The following is a 14,406-nucleotide window of genomic DNA, read 5'->3' on the forward strand; positions in this document are numbered from 1 at the left end:
GATGTGGATGAATGAGTCTCTGCTGTGGATTAATGAGTATCTGAGGTGGATGAACGAGTCTTTGAGGTGTATGATCGAGTCTTTGAGTTGGATAAACGAGTCTTTGAGGTGGATGAACGGAGTTCTGAGGTGGATGAACGGAGTTCTGAGGTGGATGAACGAGTCTCTGAGGTGGATGAACGGAGTTCTGAGGTGGATGAATGAGTCTTTGAACTTAATGCTTCAAGTTCTAAGGGAACTCCAAAAAATAAATTATCCAATTTCTGGAATAAAAACGATGTTCCATCCCCCAGCTAAGGAACGTGGATTAAATAAAATGCAAAACTTCATCCTCTATCTTGCTTCCCTCTCCTTTATAAGGAGAGGGATTGAGGGTGAGGTAAGTCAGGGACATAAATTATATGTTATTTAATTCTTATTCCTAAGTGCCCCCTGCTCCCCTGTCATAAAAGCGTTCGCGTAGCGTCCCGCAGGGATGGGATCTTTTTTTACTTGGAAGTCCCTAACTCTTCACCATCTCCCTTATTTCTCATGACAGTTTGAGAAATTACAGTATAAATAACCTGTTATAGATAATTAATATGAGTAGATTGCAGAAATTTGGCTATTGGACTTATGTCTTCTTAACTATTGCTATAAGTTTACTTGTACTCCGAGTTAATTTTTGCCTGTTAACAGTGTCAGCCAAAGATTATACACCTGGAAAACTTAGTCCTGATGCACTAATGCAATTAAAGAACATCAAACGACGGTTAAATGCAGGTGAAGGAAAAACGATGCAGGCGTTTTTCCCAGAAGGATGGTTTTTTAGCCATATAGTCTATGGTTACAGTTGGGTGAATGTTGCTCTGTCTTCAAAGTCCGAACCTCTTCGCCAACAAGCAATTCAAGAGGTGCGTTGGGTTTTATCTCAAGTAGATACACCCGAAGGACGCGCACCTTTTACAGCAGATACCCAAGTTGCCAATGGCGTCTTTTATTTAGGTTGGAGTAATCGGTTGTTGGGTGGACTATTAAAAATTCAGTCACCAAAAGAGCGATCGCTCCAAGATATTACTCAATTTCGTGCCCAATCTCAAGAGTTAGCCCAGGCGTTTACAAAAAGTCCCACTGTAACCATTGATGCTTATCCCGGACAAGCTTGGCCTTGTGACCAAACCGTAGCTTTAGCATCTTTAGCTTTACACGATGAATTGTTTGATAGTAATTATCAGCCAGTAATTCAGCGTTGGGTTAGCTATACTCGCCAGCATCTTGACCCACAAACAAATTTAATTCCTCACAAAATTGACGCTGTGACTGGTGAAATTAAGATTGGCACACGAGGTACTAGTCAAGTCTATCTTTTGCCGTTTTTACTAGAATTAGATTCAAAGTTTGCAAAACAGCAGTATGCTCAGTTTCGCAAACAGTTTGTTCCCTCAGTCTTAGGCTTTTTCCCCGTGAGGGAGTATCCCCTCAACGCTGATGGCCAGGCAGATGTTGACTCTGGGCCACTTATCTTTGGCATTGCCCCAACCAGTACAATTGTCAGCATTGCTCCAGCACATGCTTATCAAGATACTCAGTTGTTTGAGAGTACGCTCGCTATCACTGAAATTTTGGGATTACCGCTAGTATGGGGTGAGGAAAAGTCCTATGCTTTGGGGTTATTGCTAGTAATTGATGATTTTTTGGTTTGGGGCAAAACTTTAGTACCCTGGACGCAGGTTAATAATTCCGTCTACACCGAACAAAGACTTGCAAACAAGATTCAGTTCTTAATTTTAGGTTCTGGAGTTGTGTTGCTTGTGCTTTGGAGTCCAATTGTTGCCAAACAATTTTTAAACAAATGTGCTTGAAATTGTTGACTGATACACCCTGAGATTCCACTTTAAAAATTTGGCGTTGCTGAATTGAAAGTATCCCCTCATTTCCCCCGGTTGATCCAAACGCCTCTGAGGCCAGCGGCTTTAGCTCCGTGGTAGTCTTCTATAATGCTATCGCCAATATGCCATGCTGCCTCTGGAGAACATTTATGTTTCTTTAAGGCAATGGCAAAAATTTGAGGATCAGGTTTAGCTGCACGTACCTGGGTAGAAATGGTAACGGAGCTAAAAAACTCTTTCAATCCCAAACTTTGCAATACTGAGTAAATCCGGGAATCAAAATTGGACAGCACCCCTAAAGTAACTCCCAACCGCCGCCAGTTGATCAAAGCTGGTAAGACATCGGGATAGATAAACCACGGTTCGCCTGTACCAAAGTGGATGTAAAGTTCGCTAAAAAAAGCTGAAAAGTCAGAAAATTCCTTGAGAACACCAGCACTTTCAAAAGTGTTCAAGGCAATTATCCGCCACCAATCAAACTCGCGCTGGGGAATATCTTGCAGTTCTGCATCTAGAAATATCGGCGGCGGCGCGGCTTTAAAGCTTTTGATGAAGGCTGTATTCAATCTTTCGGCTGAAACTGTAACGCCAAAATCCTGGGCTATCTGACCATAAACTTCGCCCACACTGCCTTTAACGTCGAAGAGTGTGCCCACAGCATCTAAAAAAATAACTTTCGGTTGTTCCATCAAAGTTTGAAGATTTTGAATGTTGAATTTTAGATTTTGGCTTGTTAGAGAGCTTCTGTGGGTAGCAGTTTAACATCTGCTAAGTAGGTTGGCGCAAATAAAGCAAATCATCGTAAACGTCTTGGTTTTTTACCAACGCCCCTCAGGAGTGCTGTTAGCGGATAGCTATGGTTTAGCCCGTGCTGAGTGGGGAATCTCACTTTTTTACTCAGAACTGGGAACTCAAAAAAGCAAAACTGTTTTGCCCCATGACGCCAGTTGCTTCTCCTGTTCAAAGACGCAACTCTTAGAGAGGCTTTGCCAACGCGAACAACGGATAGCCAAGCGGTAGCGAGTCATCTCCCAAAGGGAGACGCCAAAGGCGATAGCGCAGCGTTAGCGAGTCATCGAGCGTCACGAGCGTCACGAGCGTCGGGAACCTCCGCAACGCACTGGCTCACCAATGCCCAACCTTAAAGTTACCGAGAAAGTGTTTCTATGATCGGACGGACTAGCCAATTAAAACCAACTTTGAGTTGATGGTCTAAAGTTGGCAACCTATATAAATAGGCAATCCGCCGGGCGATGGATGCCAAGCGTCCATCTAGTTTAATTCCCAAACCAGTGAGAGTGGCGTTGTCTATTCCTAGTGCCATCATTTCTCCTAACTGTTGGTAATGGAAGGGAAGGAGGGGGCGATTAGTCAGAGTTGCCCAGATATTCCAAGCAGTATAATCAGCTTGTTGGAAAGCCGCTTGTGCGGTGGCGGGGACTTGCTGTCCTTCAGCATCATGACAGTCTACTAAATCTCCCAAGGCAAAGATTTCTGGATGATCAAGGACTTGCAGATTGGATGTAATGCTGATTTGACCACGCTGATTTTGCTTGAGAGGAAGAGATTTTACTACGGGCGCAACCCTGGTTCCCACAGTCCAAATTACCAAATCCACCGGAATTGTGTCTAACTGGTTTTTGTACTCTAGGGAAATGGTATTTTGCTCTATTGATTCGACTTTGGTTTCTAAATCAAGAAATACGCTACGCGCTTCTAAAGCTTTTTTTGCTGCTTCCCGGTTAAACTCTGGGGAAGTTCGCAAAATTTGGTCAGCGATTTCAATGATCCGAAAGCGTCCTCTTTCACCTAGTCTGTCGGCTAACTTACAAGCTAACTCTACACCACTGTAACCAGCCCCAACGATCGCTACCCGAATTTTATCAGCATCGGATTCTTCTAAAAATCGCAGGCGTTCTTCCAAACGATAGGCATCAGAGATTGTGCGGAATGTGTAGGCGTAGGATGTTGCACCAGGGACTAAATCTAACGGTGTCTCACCTCCTAGCGCCAGCACCAATCGGTCGTAAGGGATTTCTGGCCCTTCATGTAGATTTACCCGTTGCTGGTCAATGTCAATTCCAGAGACAAGCCCTTGATAAAAACGCACTCCTGTGCCTTCTAAAAGTTCTTCAAAGGGTGGGGCAATTTCCCAGGTTTGCAGTTCACCAGTGAGTAATTCGTAAAGTAAAGGAGAAAATAGGAAGCGATCGCTTTGATCTACCAGAACAATTTCGGGTTTTTGCGTAGATTCCCAAGGTAACTGGCTTAAGCGCAAGGCTGTGTACAGACCACCAAAGCCTCCGCCAAGGATACAAATTCTAGAAGTTTGTTGAGTCATCGATTATATCTATGGGACGGTTAATGCTAGCTGGGCAACTAACTTCAGTCTAGTCAGTTAAAGCGGACTTTTCAAAATCTCATAAAGTTTTTGAGAGATTAGTCATTAGTTTTAGTCCACTTGTCGCGGTTATCTAATTGAGGATTCGCTATAGTTAACGGTTAACAGGCAACGGCTAAAAGGAGTTAAAGAGATGGAAATTAAGCCAACTGACCCATCGCTAGCACTCATGGAAATTCCCTCTGGCTATCTCAACATTATGGGTTACGTTGATCAGTCAGAAGTTAATGGCCCTGGTTGTCGTGCAGTCGTCTGGGTACAAGGTTGTCTTCGTGAGTGTCCTGGCTGCTTTAATACTGACTCTTGGTCATTTGAAGCCAACCAATTGATTGCTGTTGAGACCCTTGCCGAGAACATTCTCAGCAATCCCCGCAACACGGGTGTAACCTTCTCTGGTGGAGAACCCTTTTGGCAAGCAACTGCACTGGCGTCTTTAGCTCGTCAGGTAAAAGCTGCTGGGTTAAATGTAATGTCTTTTTCTGGGTTTACTCTGAAGCAACTACAGTCCCAATCTGCGCCGCCAGGTTCCCAAGCTTTATTAGAACAACTCGATATCCTGATTGACGGGCCTTTTGTCCAATCTCTGGCAATTAATTCTCCCAACTCTCCAGTTTCTTCTAGCAATCAACGAGTTCGTGTATTAAACCCGGCTTTCCAAGATCAGATTACCTGGGCCAGCGACCAGATAGAAGTCCACATTCTCAAGGATGGTGGACGCATTGTTACTGGCTATCAAGGTGGGCTGGAGTTGACTTAAAAGTAATTTTTAAGTAGCAATTGAGTAGCAGCTAAAAATCAGGGCATTCAGCGTTAACCACTTCTGGATGACAGTAGTGTTGCAAGACGATCTGAACAGTATCGCCGATCCAGAGTGCAACTTTATCAGGGGTGATACCACTATCGCCCAGGTAGCGAATTCAAAAACAAATGCGGGGATTCTCCGATGCTTTTAAATGGAGAATTCCTGCATGGTGGATTGACAACCGGCTCAATCCAATCTCATGCAAACCTTAACAGATTTAAAGAAAAAATTACTAGAAGTACGCGAGATCCAGTCCCAACTAAACAATAAAAAAGCCGTATTAGTGGAGACAAAGCGTCAACTGGACAAGCAAATGAAAGAACTACTCCAGAAGCAGTCCGAACTGGAGAAGCTAATTGCTCTAACACGCCAGAAAGAGTTGCAATTACAAAGTCAGATAGAACTCAACAGGACAGAACTACAGTCAGATGCACCAGAGGTAGACTATCTTCCAGGTGCTGCAAGCAAAAATCTACAAAACGAACTGCTTGCTTTACTTTCTGGCAACGGAAACATTGCCACCAGATTACTCAAACACCAACAAAAGCTGAATCCTGGGAGGTCGTTGGACTGGTATTTGGAGAAAGTGATTTACGACTTGAAACGCGATCGCTACTAGCTAGTAGCTCCAACTCAGTGAAGTTTGGTGGCGGCTGACCAGCACCAAGAATTGAATATGTTAAAACTTTCCCACTACTTAACTTTCACATGCACTAAAGTGGGTTTTGTAGTGGGATGTTTTAGTAAACCTGATGATACATGAGCCGCCTAATTCCTATCCCCCATCAACTTGCATTTATGCCAATTACCCCGATGATTATTAAGGCGATTGACATAAGTTTGATGAATGTGGCAGATTCACGAAAACAGATAATACCAATGATAGCAATTAGGATAGTTCCCAATCCAGCCCAGACAGAATAAGCCACACTTACTTCAAGTCTCTTAAGAGCAAAGGTCAAAAAAGTAAAACAAAGTCCATAGAAGACAAATATTAATATCGAAGGGAGGATTCTAGTAAATCCTTGCGATAACTTCATGCAAGTTGTGCCTGAAACCTCAAAAAGAATTGCTGCAATAAGGTAAATCCAACTTGTTGACATATTTGTTATCAGCAGTTTGTTAGGAATCTCTTATTATCTCTGTGAAATTCAAAAAATACAAGAGGTCAACCCTTTCAGAGAAGTCAAAAGTCAAAAGTCAAAAGTCAAAAGTTAAATTATTATCATTAATCGCATGAACATACTAAAAATTTGTAGGATACGCTACACATACAAACTTTAAGAGTAGGGGTGCAGGTAACGCTTGTACCAACGTTTTAAATAGAGTTGCTATATTTCAAGTCTACTTTTGTAAAGTTTATCGAAAACACACTATTTGAAATTACCGGACTTTTTATTAAAGAAATTTTTGGTTCGGGAATCTTCCTAAATCAGGTGATAAAAACCGAATTTAAACCACTTTTATTTTTCAATACTATGGGAACAAAGGAAGGAATCAAATCCTCAATTATTTGGACAGTAAAGATACTGATTACCCGAGGTAGAGATATGACATTAATCCGTTGGAACCCTTGGCAAGAATTTGACACAATACAACGCCAAATCAATCGCTTATTTGATGAAGATACTTTGCCAACTGCATTTTTGGATAGAGGTTTATCCAGAGTTCCCGCTGCTGAGTTAAAAGAAACTGAAGATGCAATTCATCTAAAACTAGAACTTCCAGGAATTGAAGCTAAAGACCTGGATTTGCAAGTTACAGAAAATGCTGTATACCTTAGTGGTGAGCGAAAGTCTGAAACGAAATCTGAAGATAAAGGAGTGATCAAAAGCGAATTCCATTATGGTAAATTCCAACGTGTAATTCCTTTACCTGCTCGGATTCAAAATACTAACGTCAACCCCTACGGGGAAGTCAAAAGTCAAAAGTCAAAAGTCAAAAGTCAAAAGTTAAAATTTTGAACCCCATAAATAAATTTAGGGGCTTGAGTCAACTGACGTAGTATTTCTTGTACTACGTATCTCGAAATACATTTTTTATTTTTCCATAAATAAATTTAGGGGCTTGTACCTTTTTGTTTCTGGTCACGGCAGATTATAAAGATGGCATCTTGAACCTGACGCTACCCAAAGCTGAAGAAGAAAAGAATAAAGTTGTCAAAGTTAATCTAGTACAGCACGGCGTAAATAAGCAGACCATTGAAAAGCCCTAAAGAACTTATTCCATAATACTTTTGACTTTTGACTTTTGATTTTTGACTTCCGCCTTGCGGTACTAGCATCATCTGGCTAATTTCCGCTTGATATCTGCTAACTATCTATGAAACTAAATAAAAAGCGCTCTCCTTTTGGAGAGCGCTTTTTAATGTGAATTACTCAGCCTATCCAGATTTATTACGAAAGTGCAAAATTTTAAATCTAGTAGAGTGTGTTATCGCCCTTGAGTACGACAGCACCTCAGATTTGAAGTGCGCTAGGGTGAATGTTCTAACGCACCCAACAAAACTTGCTCTTTATTAAATCCACATCTCTTAGTTAAGCCTTAAGCGCTTCTTCTTGATTGGTTTCGATAACGCAGTCAGAAGTGGCATAGGCAACGCAGGTGAGAACCCATCCCTCGTCCATTTGATCGTTATCTAAGAAGTTCTGATCTGATTGGTCAACTGTACCTGAAATCAGCTTTCCGGTGCAGGTAGAGCAAGAACCAGCGTTACAGGAATAGGGCAAGTCCAGCCCATTTTCCTCGTTAGCGATCTCTAGGATGTACTCATCATCAGGAACTTCAATTGTTTTTTCTCCATCTGGGGTACGTAATGTGACCTTGTAAGTTGCCATGTTAAAATTCCTAGCTAAATCTAAACCCTATGTTCGATACTACGGGTTTATGTGCAGCTAGTCTAGAGTTAAATGTGGTTGATTACTCTACATCACCAAGCGCTTAGTGTGAACTGGAAGTGAGAGTAAAAAATGTTGCGATCGCTTCAGCAAATCCTTCAAATGAACTATAATCCTTGGACACGGTAGAGACATTCATACCCAACTTTTGGGCATTGGCAGTTGTATAAGGGCCGAAACATGCAATAATACAACGTTCATAATCGCTTTGCGAGTTGACCATTGTCAAAAAGCTTTCTACTTCCGCCGTGCTACTAAAGGCAATTACATCGATCATTCCTTGACGCATCAGGTTCAATTCAACACCATAGATACTTGTGTCTAAACCCTGTGTAATATATGTGGGTACGCGAGTTACTTCTATGCCCAATTGCTGCAAATCCGTAATTAAATTAGGTACAATATCAGGCTCAGGCAAACCAAGAACTTCTGGAGCCGGAAGCAGCACTTTTTTCTTGTGAATTTCTGGTAGTTTCGCTAGTTCTGCTACAATTCCGGCTGGGCTAGATTCTGTTGGGATTAAATCCACTTCGCCACAAAAAGATGATAAGCTTTCTGCGTCTTCTCCTAAAGCACATAATTGACATTTTTGTACCACAGATACGGGAATATCTAAATCATTCATCCGCTGAAAAAATGCAGTGATACCGTTTCTACTGGTGAAGACAATCCAATCAAATTCCTCTATGCGACCCAGAGCGGCATCTAACTTAGTGTAGTTTGATAAATAGCAGGTTTCGATAGTAGGCATAAAAACAGGTAAACCACCTTGTTTGATGATTTGTTCAGCTAACCTATAAGCATAATTTCTCGGTGCTGTGACTAAAATTCTCTTGCCATATAGAGGTAATTCTTTAGATGGAGTGAGCAGGTCGATTTCTGTTGATTGGGTGTGCATTTGTTCGTCTTCCATTTCATTGCTATTCCACCTTAGAATGGGCGTTGCTCAATTTATAGCGCGTATCGATTAAACATAATAACGAACTTCTTTAATTCGTCAATGAACTTCTTTAACTTGTCAAAACCAAAAGCCCCTACTGTATCGCCTCGCTCGTCTGATCCTATTTACAAACGAAATCATGGTGGCATCATTATTTCAGTGATCGGCGTAAAAACTACTTTGCTTGGGTTTACCTCTTTGTTGGTACTCACCGTAGCTATCTCTTCCCGGATCGCCTCAGCCCACCAAGCGTCCAACCCTCAAAAGACTGACACTGGTAAGTCGATAAGTGAAAAACTTGTTGCTAACTTGCGACCCAAGCCTGATGAGGTGGTACAGCCCACGGTTCTCCCCGAAATCGGGAAATGGATGCTCAATCCAGATTTCACACCGGCTGACTGGTTAGGTGAAATCTACCAGGGGAAGACCCTGAGGGAACCGATCAATATCATCATTGTCGATCCAGTGGCAAATTCGCCCGAAGAAGCCAAGAATCGACTGATCGCGGCTTGTACGGCAGCAGGTTATCCCAGTCGTGAAGGGCACTCAAGTGGTTATTGGGGATACATCGACGAGCAACTTCAAGCACAAGTCCCGCAAACTCAAGATCATGCTTTTTCAAACGAGCTATATATCTTCAACAATAATCATGGCAGGATCTTCGGACCTTATCGTTACAAAGGGGCGTATGTTTTCATCGGCGCATTCAGCCGTGAGAAAGTGATGCCGTTTTCAAAAATTAAGCACCAGTTCGTCTCCTTCAATCAGGCGCGGGATGATTTTGCCAAGAACATTAATATAAAAACAGAGTACCAGATAAACGGGTATCTCAACTTAGATAATGCGATCGTGAATAACCCAAAGATTACGACCGGCGATTATGACGGGATGGCTGTCTTGCTGAAGGCAAAAAAGTAGCTCTTTGTGAAAGCGGTAGATTCAAAGCGATAATGCCTTGCAGATTTTCGTTCATCCATTTGTATTGCACAAAATTATTTAAACCTGATCTATGTTGAGAAATGTAGTTTTTGCCCTCACCCTAAATCCCTTTCCCAAGTAGGGAGAGGGACTTATTTTTGGCTTTGCTTCTGGCAATATTGTCAGAAACGGCTGGGGGATGAGGGTTTTTTCTGTTCATACGGAAAGAACTACAATTTTCAAGGTGGACGCGGTTTATATCTTGATTCACAACGCCAAAAAACTTATATAAATCCTAGCCATTTTTCTAGGGTGAATTCTCCCCATTTTTCCGATGCTATCTGTGTTGAGTAAACGTCACGATATGAATATCTAAGAACGTTTGCACAAAAATCTTATGTCTTCATTACTAGACCTGTCCAACAGTTTAGCTGACACCGTAGAACAAACTGGGAGTGCTGTGGTTGCTGTGAATGGGGGTACACGTCGTTCCTCAAGTGGCATTCACTGGCGTCATGGCATCATTGTTACCTCTGATGAGTCCCTCCAGCGCTATGACGACATCACCATCACTCTATCAAATGGAAGCACTGCACCAGTAACACTCGTCGGTCATGACTCTAGCACCGATATCGCTGTTTTTAAACTAGAAAATGTCGAAATACCTGTAGCAAAAGTTGGCGATGCCAAAACGCTCAAAGTTGGTCATCTGGTGTTAGGACTGGCAAGAGGTAGCGAAGGTGACTTAAGGGCGGCGATGGGTGCGGTGAGTATGGTTAGCGGTAGTTGGCGGAGTATGAATGGCGGGAATATTGACCAATTCATCCGCCCAGATATCAGCCTTTACTCTGGCTTTGCAGGTGGGCCGCTCGTAGATGCTGCGGGTTTTGTGGTAGGAATGAATACATCAGGGCGGCGTGGTACTGCTCTAACTATTCCCACTGCTACAGTCGATCGCGTGGTTGACCAATTAGTAGCAAAAGGGCGCATTTCCAAGGGCTACTTGGGTGTGGGAATGCAACCTGTACGTTTACCAAAAAACCTGAAAACTGCTCTTAATTTAACTTCTGCAACTGGAGTAATTGTCGTTAATGTTGAGCCTTCTGGGCCTGCTGACAATGCAGGTGTGCTGCTTGGCGATGTTTTGGTAACGTTCGATGGCGTCACTGTGGGCGATACAGGTGATGTGCTGGGGCTACTCAATAGTAGCGATCGCATTGGTAAAGCTGTCAACGTCCAAGTTGTCCGGGGTGGGGTGTTAGTTGAGTTAGCGATCGCAGTTGGCGAACGACCTACTAAGGAGGAATAATCCCAATTTGGGATGGGTTTAACTAGCTCTGTGAAGATTTTCTCAATTTTCTATTCATTTGAGCTTCTGAACTCGGAACTTCCACCTTTTTGCTCGAAGGTTGAGCCTTTGAACTCGGAACTTCCACCTTTTTGCTCGAACGTTAAGTTTCTGAACTGGGAACTTCCATCTTTTTGCTCGAACGTTAAGTTTCTGAACTGGGAACTTCCACCTTTTTGCTCGAACGTTGAGCTTCTCAACTCGAAACTTCCACCTTTTTGCTCAAACGTTGAGCTTCTGAACTCGGAACTTCCACCTTTTTGGTCGAACGTTCAAGCTTTCAACTCGGAACTGTCAGAATTTGCTTTCCAAAGTTAGGTTGACTGATATCTTGCAGCATTCTCAATTATCTCAACCCGACTAAAAACTATTGTCAGTTCACTGATTCTACTTTGACATGCTCAAAGATTGTATAACATGGCAAACACAACATTAACTAACATCGCTGCTGAATTGACAGAGGTAGCTGCTAAACTACGCGATCGCACTGTCAAAGTGAAAAGCGGCTCTTTGGGAGTCGGTTCCGGTGTAATTTGGCAACCTGACGGACTAATTATCACTAATGCCCATGTGGCAACTAGCAACCGCGCAACTGTGGAATTGGCAGATGGAAGAGTATTTGATGCGGTGCGTACACAATTTGATCCACAGCAAGATTTAGCAGCCCTGAAAATTGTCGCCACTGATTTAACTGCTGCAACCATTGGCAATTCTGAGGCGCTACGAGTGGGTGAATTAGTTGTGGCGGTGGGTAATCCGTTTGCTGATAGTGGTGCTGTGACAACTGGCATTATCTATGCAAATAATCCGCGGGCTGTTATGGCCGATTTGCGGCTATATCCTGGAAATTCTGGGGGGCCACTTGCCGACTGTCAAGGCCTTGTTGTGGGAATTAACACCATGATTGTTAATGGTTTGGCTGTGGCAGTTCCCAGCAACACCGTTGAGCGTTTTTTACAGGGCAATAGTCGTCCGCAACTGGGAGTCACACTGCAACCTGTGCTTTTAAATCGGCGTAGCTTGGGTTTATTGGTGTTGTCAATTTTACCTGGCAGTGTGGCGGAAACTGCTGGTGTGCAAATCGGCGATGTTTTAATTGGAGTTTCGGGGCAATTATTCACTAGCATGAATGACTTACCTAAATATCTGCGTGACAGTCAGGGATCTGTGCCGCTACAACTCCTACGCGGTGGGCAGCAATTCGTGATTTATGTTGCCGTGCAAGCTGGGAAAACTGCTGTGGAGGCGACATGATCCGAGTGATGGTAGTTGCTACTTCCCCTGTAGTCCGGGCAGGGTTATCAGCTGTGGTAACTACCAATCCTCGGCTGACGGTTGTGGGGAGTGCATCCGATTTGGATGTATTGGCAAGGGAAGTTGGGCAATTACAACCAGATGTGGTGCTGGTAGATTTGAGCAGCAATCTTCAACAATCGGTGTGGGAAAAATTGCTGCTTATTCAAGAGGAGCAATACCCATTAGCAATGATCGTTATTATTGAGGAACTCGACAGCATTGATTTAGAGACGGCATTACGTTCTGGTATCCGGGGGATATTGCCCAGTAGTAGCACAGAGTCAGAAATTGTCGCTGCTGTGGAGGCGATCGCTTTTGGTTTGCTGGTGCTGCACCCGGATGCTATAGAATTACTGTCTATCCGGGAAAAAGTGGTGGCGAATCCTGTACAAACCTTGACACCACGAGAGATAGAGGTTTTAGGAATGCTTGGGTCAGGGTTGGGAAATAAAGCGATCGCTAAACGCTTGCACATTTCTGAGCATACCGTCAAATTTCATCTCTCATCCATTTTTCAAAAGCTCAGTGTCTCCAGCCGCACTGAGGCTGTTGCTGTGGGTGTACGACTGGGTTTGATTATGCTGTGATCTGTAGTGATTATCAAGTTGGATGCAATTGCTCATCAGCTAAGATCCCGTCTAATACCATTTCTTTGTGAGGCTGCGCCAAATTTTCTTAGCTTCTTATTTCTTTCTTTCTTTGTGTTCTTTGCGTCCTTTGCGGTTCGTTCCTCATTTCGTTTGGCGCATCTTCATACAGAATTGGTATAAGGAATAAGAATTAAATAACATACAATTTATGTCCCTGACTTACCTCACCCTCAATCCCTCTCCTTGTAAAGGAGAGGGAAGTAAGATAGAGGATGAAGTTTTGCATTTTATTTAATCCACGTTCCTAAGGAGCGCTTGAAGTCTTCCCGGTCTTCAAAGGGTACACCGAGAATTTCTGCTCATGATATCCTTTATTGATGACACGCCCCTCAACGCACACATTTCTCCGATTGAAAGAATTACCATGACTTCTGACAAACCTTCTGTATCTTTGGATGACGCACGACGAATACTAGCGGCTGGAGAAGCGAAGGCTCGTGCAATCGGACAACCAATGAATCTTGCGGTTGTTGATGCTGGCGGGAATCTTGTTGCTCATATTCGGATGGATGGTGCATGGATCGGAAGTATCGATATCTCAATTAACAAAGCATTTACTGCTCGTGCGTTTGATCTCTCTACCAAATCCCTTGCTGAGGATGCTCAACCAGGAAAACAATTTTATGGTATTCACGCCTCAAATGGAGGAAGAATCATAATCTTTGCCGGGGGTATACCACTTCAACGTAATCAGCAGATAGTTGGTGCGATCGGAGTTAGTGGTGGTAGCGGTGAACAGGATCAAGCTGTAGCTGAGGCAGCTGTCACAGCTTTCTAATACCATTACGCTCTTGAAAAAAAAAGTTTTCGATTTACTGAAATATTTGTTATAAACTCTTGTAAGATATTACATGTTCGTGTATGCTAACTCCACGAATCGGTTCTGACGGGTGCTACCCCGTGAGAAAAAACAGGGAAAGTGTAGTGAAACTCTACCGCTGTCCCGCAACTGTAAACTTCAGCTATCAGTCATCTGTTTTCAGTTATTTACTGTTTACTGCTCACTGCTGACTGGAGAAGTCAGAATGCCTGCCGAATCAATTAATATCGTCTGATCTGCGAGGTACAAAATGACGGTTCAATCTTCTAGTTCAGTTCAGCAACAAGTTGCCGGTCGGGTGCTATCAGTACCTGTACAATCAGCGCTCTATGTCGCACTGTGTTCTTTGACTCTGTGGACAGTTTATTTCACTACATCCCCTGTGATCCATGACACGACTCATACTCTGCGTCACCACACACTGATGGTCAGTTGCCATTAGTTGATTGAGTCAATGATTAGCAGG

17 protein-coding genes and 1 riboswitch are annotated in these 14,406 nt (G+C 43.1%); of the genes, 12 read left to right on the top strand and 5 right to left on the bottom strand.

What is annotated here, in order from left to right:
- The first annotated feature begins 45 nt into the window (after positions 1 to 45).
- Both Q0541_RS30080 and Q0541_RS30085 read left to right on the top strand, forming a co-directional pair.
- Entirely contained in the window at positions 46 to 204 is a 159-nt protein-coding gene (locus Q0541_RS30080) for a hypothetical protein (RefSeq protein WP_298919839.1), read from the top strand.
- A 377-nt stretch (positions 205 to 581) separates the two neighbouring features.
- Positions 582 to 1,841, top strand: coding sequence for a hypothetical protein (locus Q0541_RS30085; RefSeq protein WP_298919843.1), 1,260 nt, complete (start codon positions 582 to 584; stop codon positions 1,839 to 1,841).
- A 68-nt stretch (positions 1,842 to 1,909) separates the two neighbouring features.
- Here the strand turns inward: Q0541_RS30085 and Q0541_RS30090 are convergent, their stop codons facing one another.
- The gene (locus Q0541_RS30090; RefSeq protein WP_298919845.1) at positions 1,910 to 2,557 is read right to left on the bottom strand and encodes an HAD family hydrolase; all 648 of its coding nucleotides are present in this window, start codon (positions 2,555 to 2,557) and stop codon (positions 1,910 to 1,912) included.
- Between the two features lie 458 nt (positions 2,558 to 3,015).
- On the bottom strand, positions 3,016 to 4,209 hold the full coding sequence (locus tag Q0541_RS30095) for an NAD(P)/FAD-dependent oxidoreductase (protein WP_298919847.1): 1,194 nt from the start codon (positions 4,207 to 4,209) through the stop codon (positions 3,016 to 3,018).
- Between the two features lie 193 nt (positions 4,210 to 4,402).
- On the opposite strand from Q0541_RS30095, the gene Q0541_RS30100 reads away from it, so the two are divergent.
- Together Q0541_RS30100 and Q0541_RS30105 are read left to right on the top strand one after the other, a co-directional pair.
- Positions 4,403 to 5,026, top strand: a complete 624-nt coding sequence (locus Q0541_RS30100) for a 4Fe-4S single cluster domain-containing protein (RefSeq protein ID WP_298919848.1) — start codon at positions 4,403 to 4,405, stop codon at positions 5,024 to 5,026.
- A 244-nt stretch (positions 5,027 to 5,270) separates the two neighbouring features.
- Positions 5,271 to 5,690, top strand: a complete 420-nt coding sequence (locus Q0541_RS30105) for a hypothetical protein (protein WP_298919850.1) — start codon at positions 5,271 to 5,273, stop codon at positions 5,688 to 5,690.
- A 166-nt stretch (positions 5,691 to 5,856) separates the two neighbouring features.
- Here Q0541_RS30105 and Q0541_RS30110 read toward each other — a convergent pair whose 3' ends face one another.
- Positions 5,857 to 6,174 (bottom strand): multidrug efflux SMR transporter, encoded by a 318-nt coding sequence (locus tag Q0541_RS30110; protein WP_298919852.1) that lies wholly within the window; start codon positions 6,172 to 6,174, stop codon positions 5,857 to 5,859.
- A gap of 447 nt (positions 6,175 to 6,621) precedes the next feature.
- Here Q0541_RS30110 and Q0541_RS30115 point away from each other — a divergent pair, with 447 nt between their 5' ends.
- Together Q0541_RS30115 and Q0541_RS30120 are read left to right on the top strand one after the other, a co-directional pair.
- Positions 6,622 to 7,035, top strand: coding sequence for an Hsp20/alpha crystallin family protein (locus Q0541_RS30115; RefSeq protein ID WP_298919854.1), 414 nt, complete (start codon positions 6,622 to 6,624; stop codon positions 7,033 to 7,035).
- 113 nt (positions 7,036 to 7,148) lie between these two features.
- A complete protein-coding gene (locus Q0541_RS30120; RefSeq protein ID WP_298919962.1) occupies positions 7,149 to 7,286 on the top strand; it encodes a hypothetical protein in 138 nt (45 codons plus the stop codon).
- Positions 7,287 to 7,608: 322 nt separating this feature from the next.
- Here the strand turns inward: Q0541_RS30120 and Q0541_RS30125 are convergent, their stop codons facing one another.
- Together Q0541_RS30125 and Q0541_RS30130 are read right to left on the bottom strand one after the other, a co-directional pair.
- Positions 7,609 to 7,908, bottom strand: coding sequence for a ferredoxin (locus Q0541_RS30125; RefSeq protein ID WP_298919856.1), 300 nt, complete (start codon positions 7,906 to 7,908; stop codon positions 7,609 to 7,611).
- A gap of 103 nt (positions 7,909 to 8,011) precedes the next feature.
- Entirely contained in the window at positions 8,012 to 8,881 is an 870-nt protein-coding gene (locus Q0541_RS30130) for a uroporphyrinogen-III synthase (protein WP_298919858.1), read from the bottom strand.
- Between the two features lie 102 nt (positions 8,882 to 8,983).
- On the opposite strand from Q0541_RS30130, the gene Q0541_RS30135 reads away from it, so the two are divergent.
- The 6 genes from Q0541_RS30135 (at position 8,984) to Q0541_RS30160 (ending at position 14,382) form a co-directional block, all read left to right on the top strand.
- A complete protein-coding gene (locus Q0541_RS30135) occupies positions 8,984 to 9,826 on the top strand; it encodes a hypothetical protein (RefSeq protein WP_298919861.1) in 843 nt (280 codons plus the stop codon).
- A 397-nt stretch (positions 9,827 to 10,223) separates the two neighbouring features.
- Entirely contained in the window at positions 10,224 to 11,135 is a 912-nt protein-coding gene (locus tag Q0541_RS30140) for a trypsin-like peptidase domain-containing protein (RefSeq protein WP_298919863.1), read from the top strand.
- Between the two features lie 456 nt (positions 11,136 to 11,591).
- Positions 11,592 to 12,428: a trypsin-like peptidase domain-containing protein gene (locus Q0541_RS30145; protein ID WP_298919864.1), complete on the top strand. Its 837-nt coding sequence runs from the start codon at positions 11,592 to 11,594 to the stop codon at positions 12,426 to 12,428.
- Entirely contained in the window at positions 12,425 to 13,057 is a 633-nt protein-coding gene (locus Q0541_RS30150) for a response regulator transcription factor (protein WP_298919865.1), read from the top strand. The genes Q0541_RS30145 and Q0541_RS30150 overlap by 4 nt, the downstream gene beginning before the upstream one ends.
- 364 nt (positions 13,058 to 13,421) lie before the next feature.
- Positions 13,422 to 13,898 carry a heme-binding protein gene (locus Q0541_RS30155; RefSeq protein WP_298919866.1) on the top strand — a complete coding sequence of 159 codons (477 nt, stop codon included), beginning with the start codon at positions 13,422 to 13,424 and terminating at the stop codon, positions 13,896 to 13,898.
- 83 nt (positions 13,899 to 13,981) lie between these two features.
- Positions 13,982 to 14,172, top strand: a riboswitch (cobalamin riboswitch).
- Between the two features lie 18 nt (positions 14,173 to 14,190).
- Positions 14,191 to 14,382 (top strand): CbtB-domain containing protein, encoded by a 192-nt coding sequence (locus tag Q0541_RS30160; protein WP_298919867.1) that lies wholly within the window; start codon positions 14,191 to 14,193, stop codon positions 14,380 to 14,382.
- Positions 14,383 to 14,406 lie beyond the last annotated feature (24 nt).

The organism is uncultured Nostoc sp. (assembly GCF_937863485.1).
Taxonomy (GTDB): Bacteria; Cyanobacteriota; Cyanobacteriia; order Cyanobacteriales; family Nostocaceae; genus Nostoc.

Coding starts and splice junctions, on each gene's coding strand:
- Q0541_RS30160 (WP_298919867.1), top strand. CDS start 14,191: ATGACGGTTCAATCTTCTAGTTCAGTTCAGCAACAAGTTGCCGGTCGG.
- Q0541_RS30150 (WP_298919865.1), top strand. CDS start 12,425: ATGATCCGAGTGATGGTAGTTGCTACTTCCCCTGTAGTCCGGGCAGGG.
- Q0541_RS30125 (WP_298919856.1), bottom strand. CDS start 7,908: ATGGCAACTTACAAGGTCACATTACGTACCCCAGATGGAGAAAAAACA.
- Q0541_RS30105 (WP_298919850.1), top strand. CDS start 5,271: ATGCAAACCTTAACAGATTTAAAGAAAAAATTACTAGAAGTACGCGAG.
- Q0541_RS30140 (WP_298919863.1), top strand. CDS start 10,224: ATGTCTTCATTACTAGACCTGTCCAACAGTTTAGCTGACACCGTAGAA.
- Q0541_RS30145 (WP_298919864.1), top strand. CDS start 11,592: ATGGCAAACACAACATTAACTAACATCGCTGCTGAATTGACAGAGGTA.
- Q0541_RS30095 (WP_298919847.1), bottom strand. CDS start 4,209: ATGACTCAACAAACTTCTAGAATTTGTATCCTTGGCGGAGGCTTTGGT.
- Q0541_RS30100 (WP_298919848.1), top strand. CDS start 4,403: ATGGAAATTAAGCCAACTGACCCATCGCTAGCACTCATGGAAATTCCC.
- Q0541_RS30110 (WP_298919852.1), bottom strand. CDS start 6,174: ATGTCAACAAGTTGGATTTACCTTATTGCAGCAATTCTTTTTGAGGTT.
- Q0541_RS30090 (WP_298919845.1), bottom strand. CDS start 2,557: ATGGAACAACCGAAAGTTATTTTTTTAGATGCTGTGGGCACACTCTTC.
- Q0541_RS30085 (WP_298919843.1), top strand. CDS start 582: ATGAGTAGATTGCAGAAATTTGGCTATTGGACTTATGTCTTCTTAACT.
- Q0541_RS30115 (WP_298919854.1), top strand. CDS start 6,622: ATGACATTAATCCGTTGGAACCCTTGGCAAGAATTTGACACAATACAA.
- Q0541_RS30155 (WP_298919866.1), top strand. CDS start 13,422: ATGATATCCTTTATTGATGACACGCCCCTCAACGCACACATTTCTCCG.
- Q0541_RS30130 (WP_298919858.1), bottom strand. CDS start 8,881: ATGGAAGACGAACAAATGCACACCCAATCAACAGAAATCGACCTGCTC.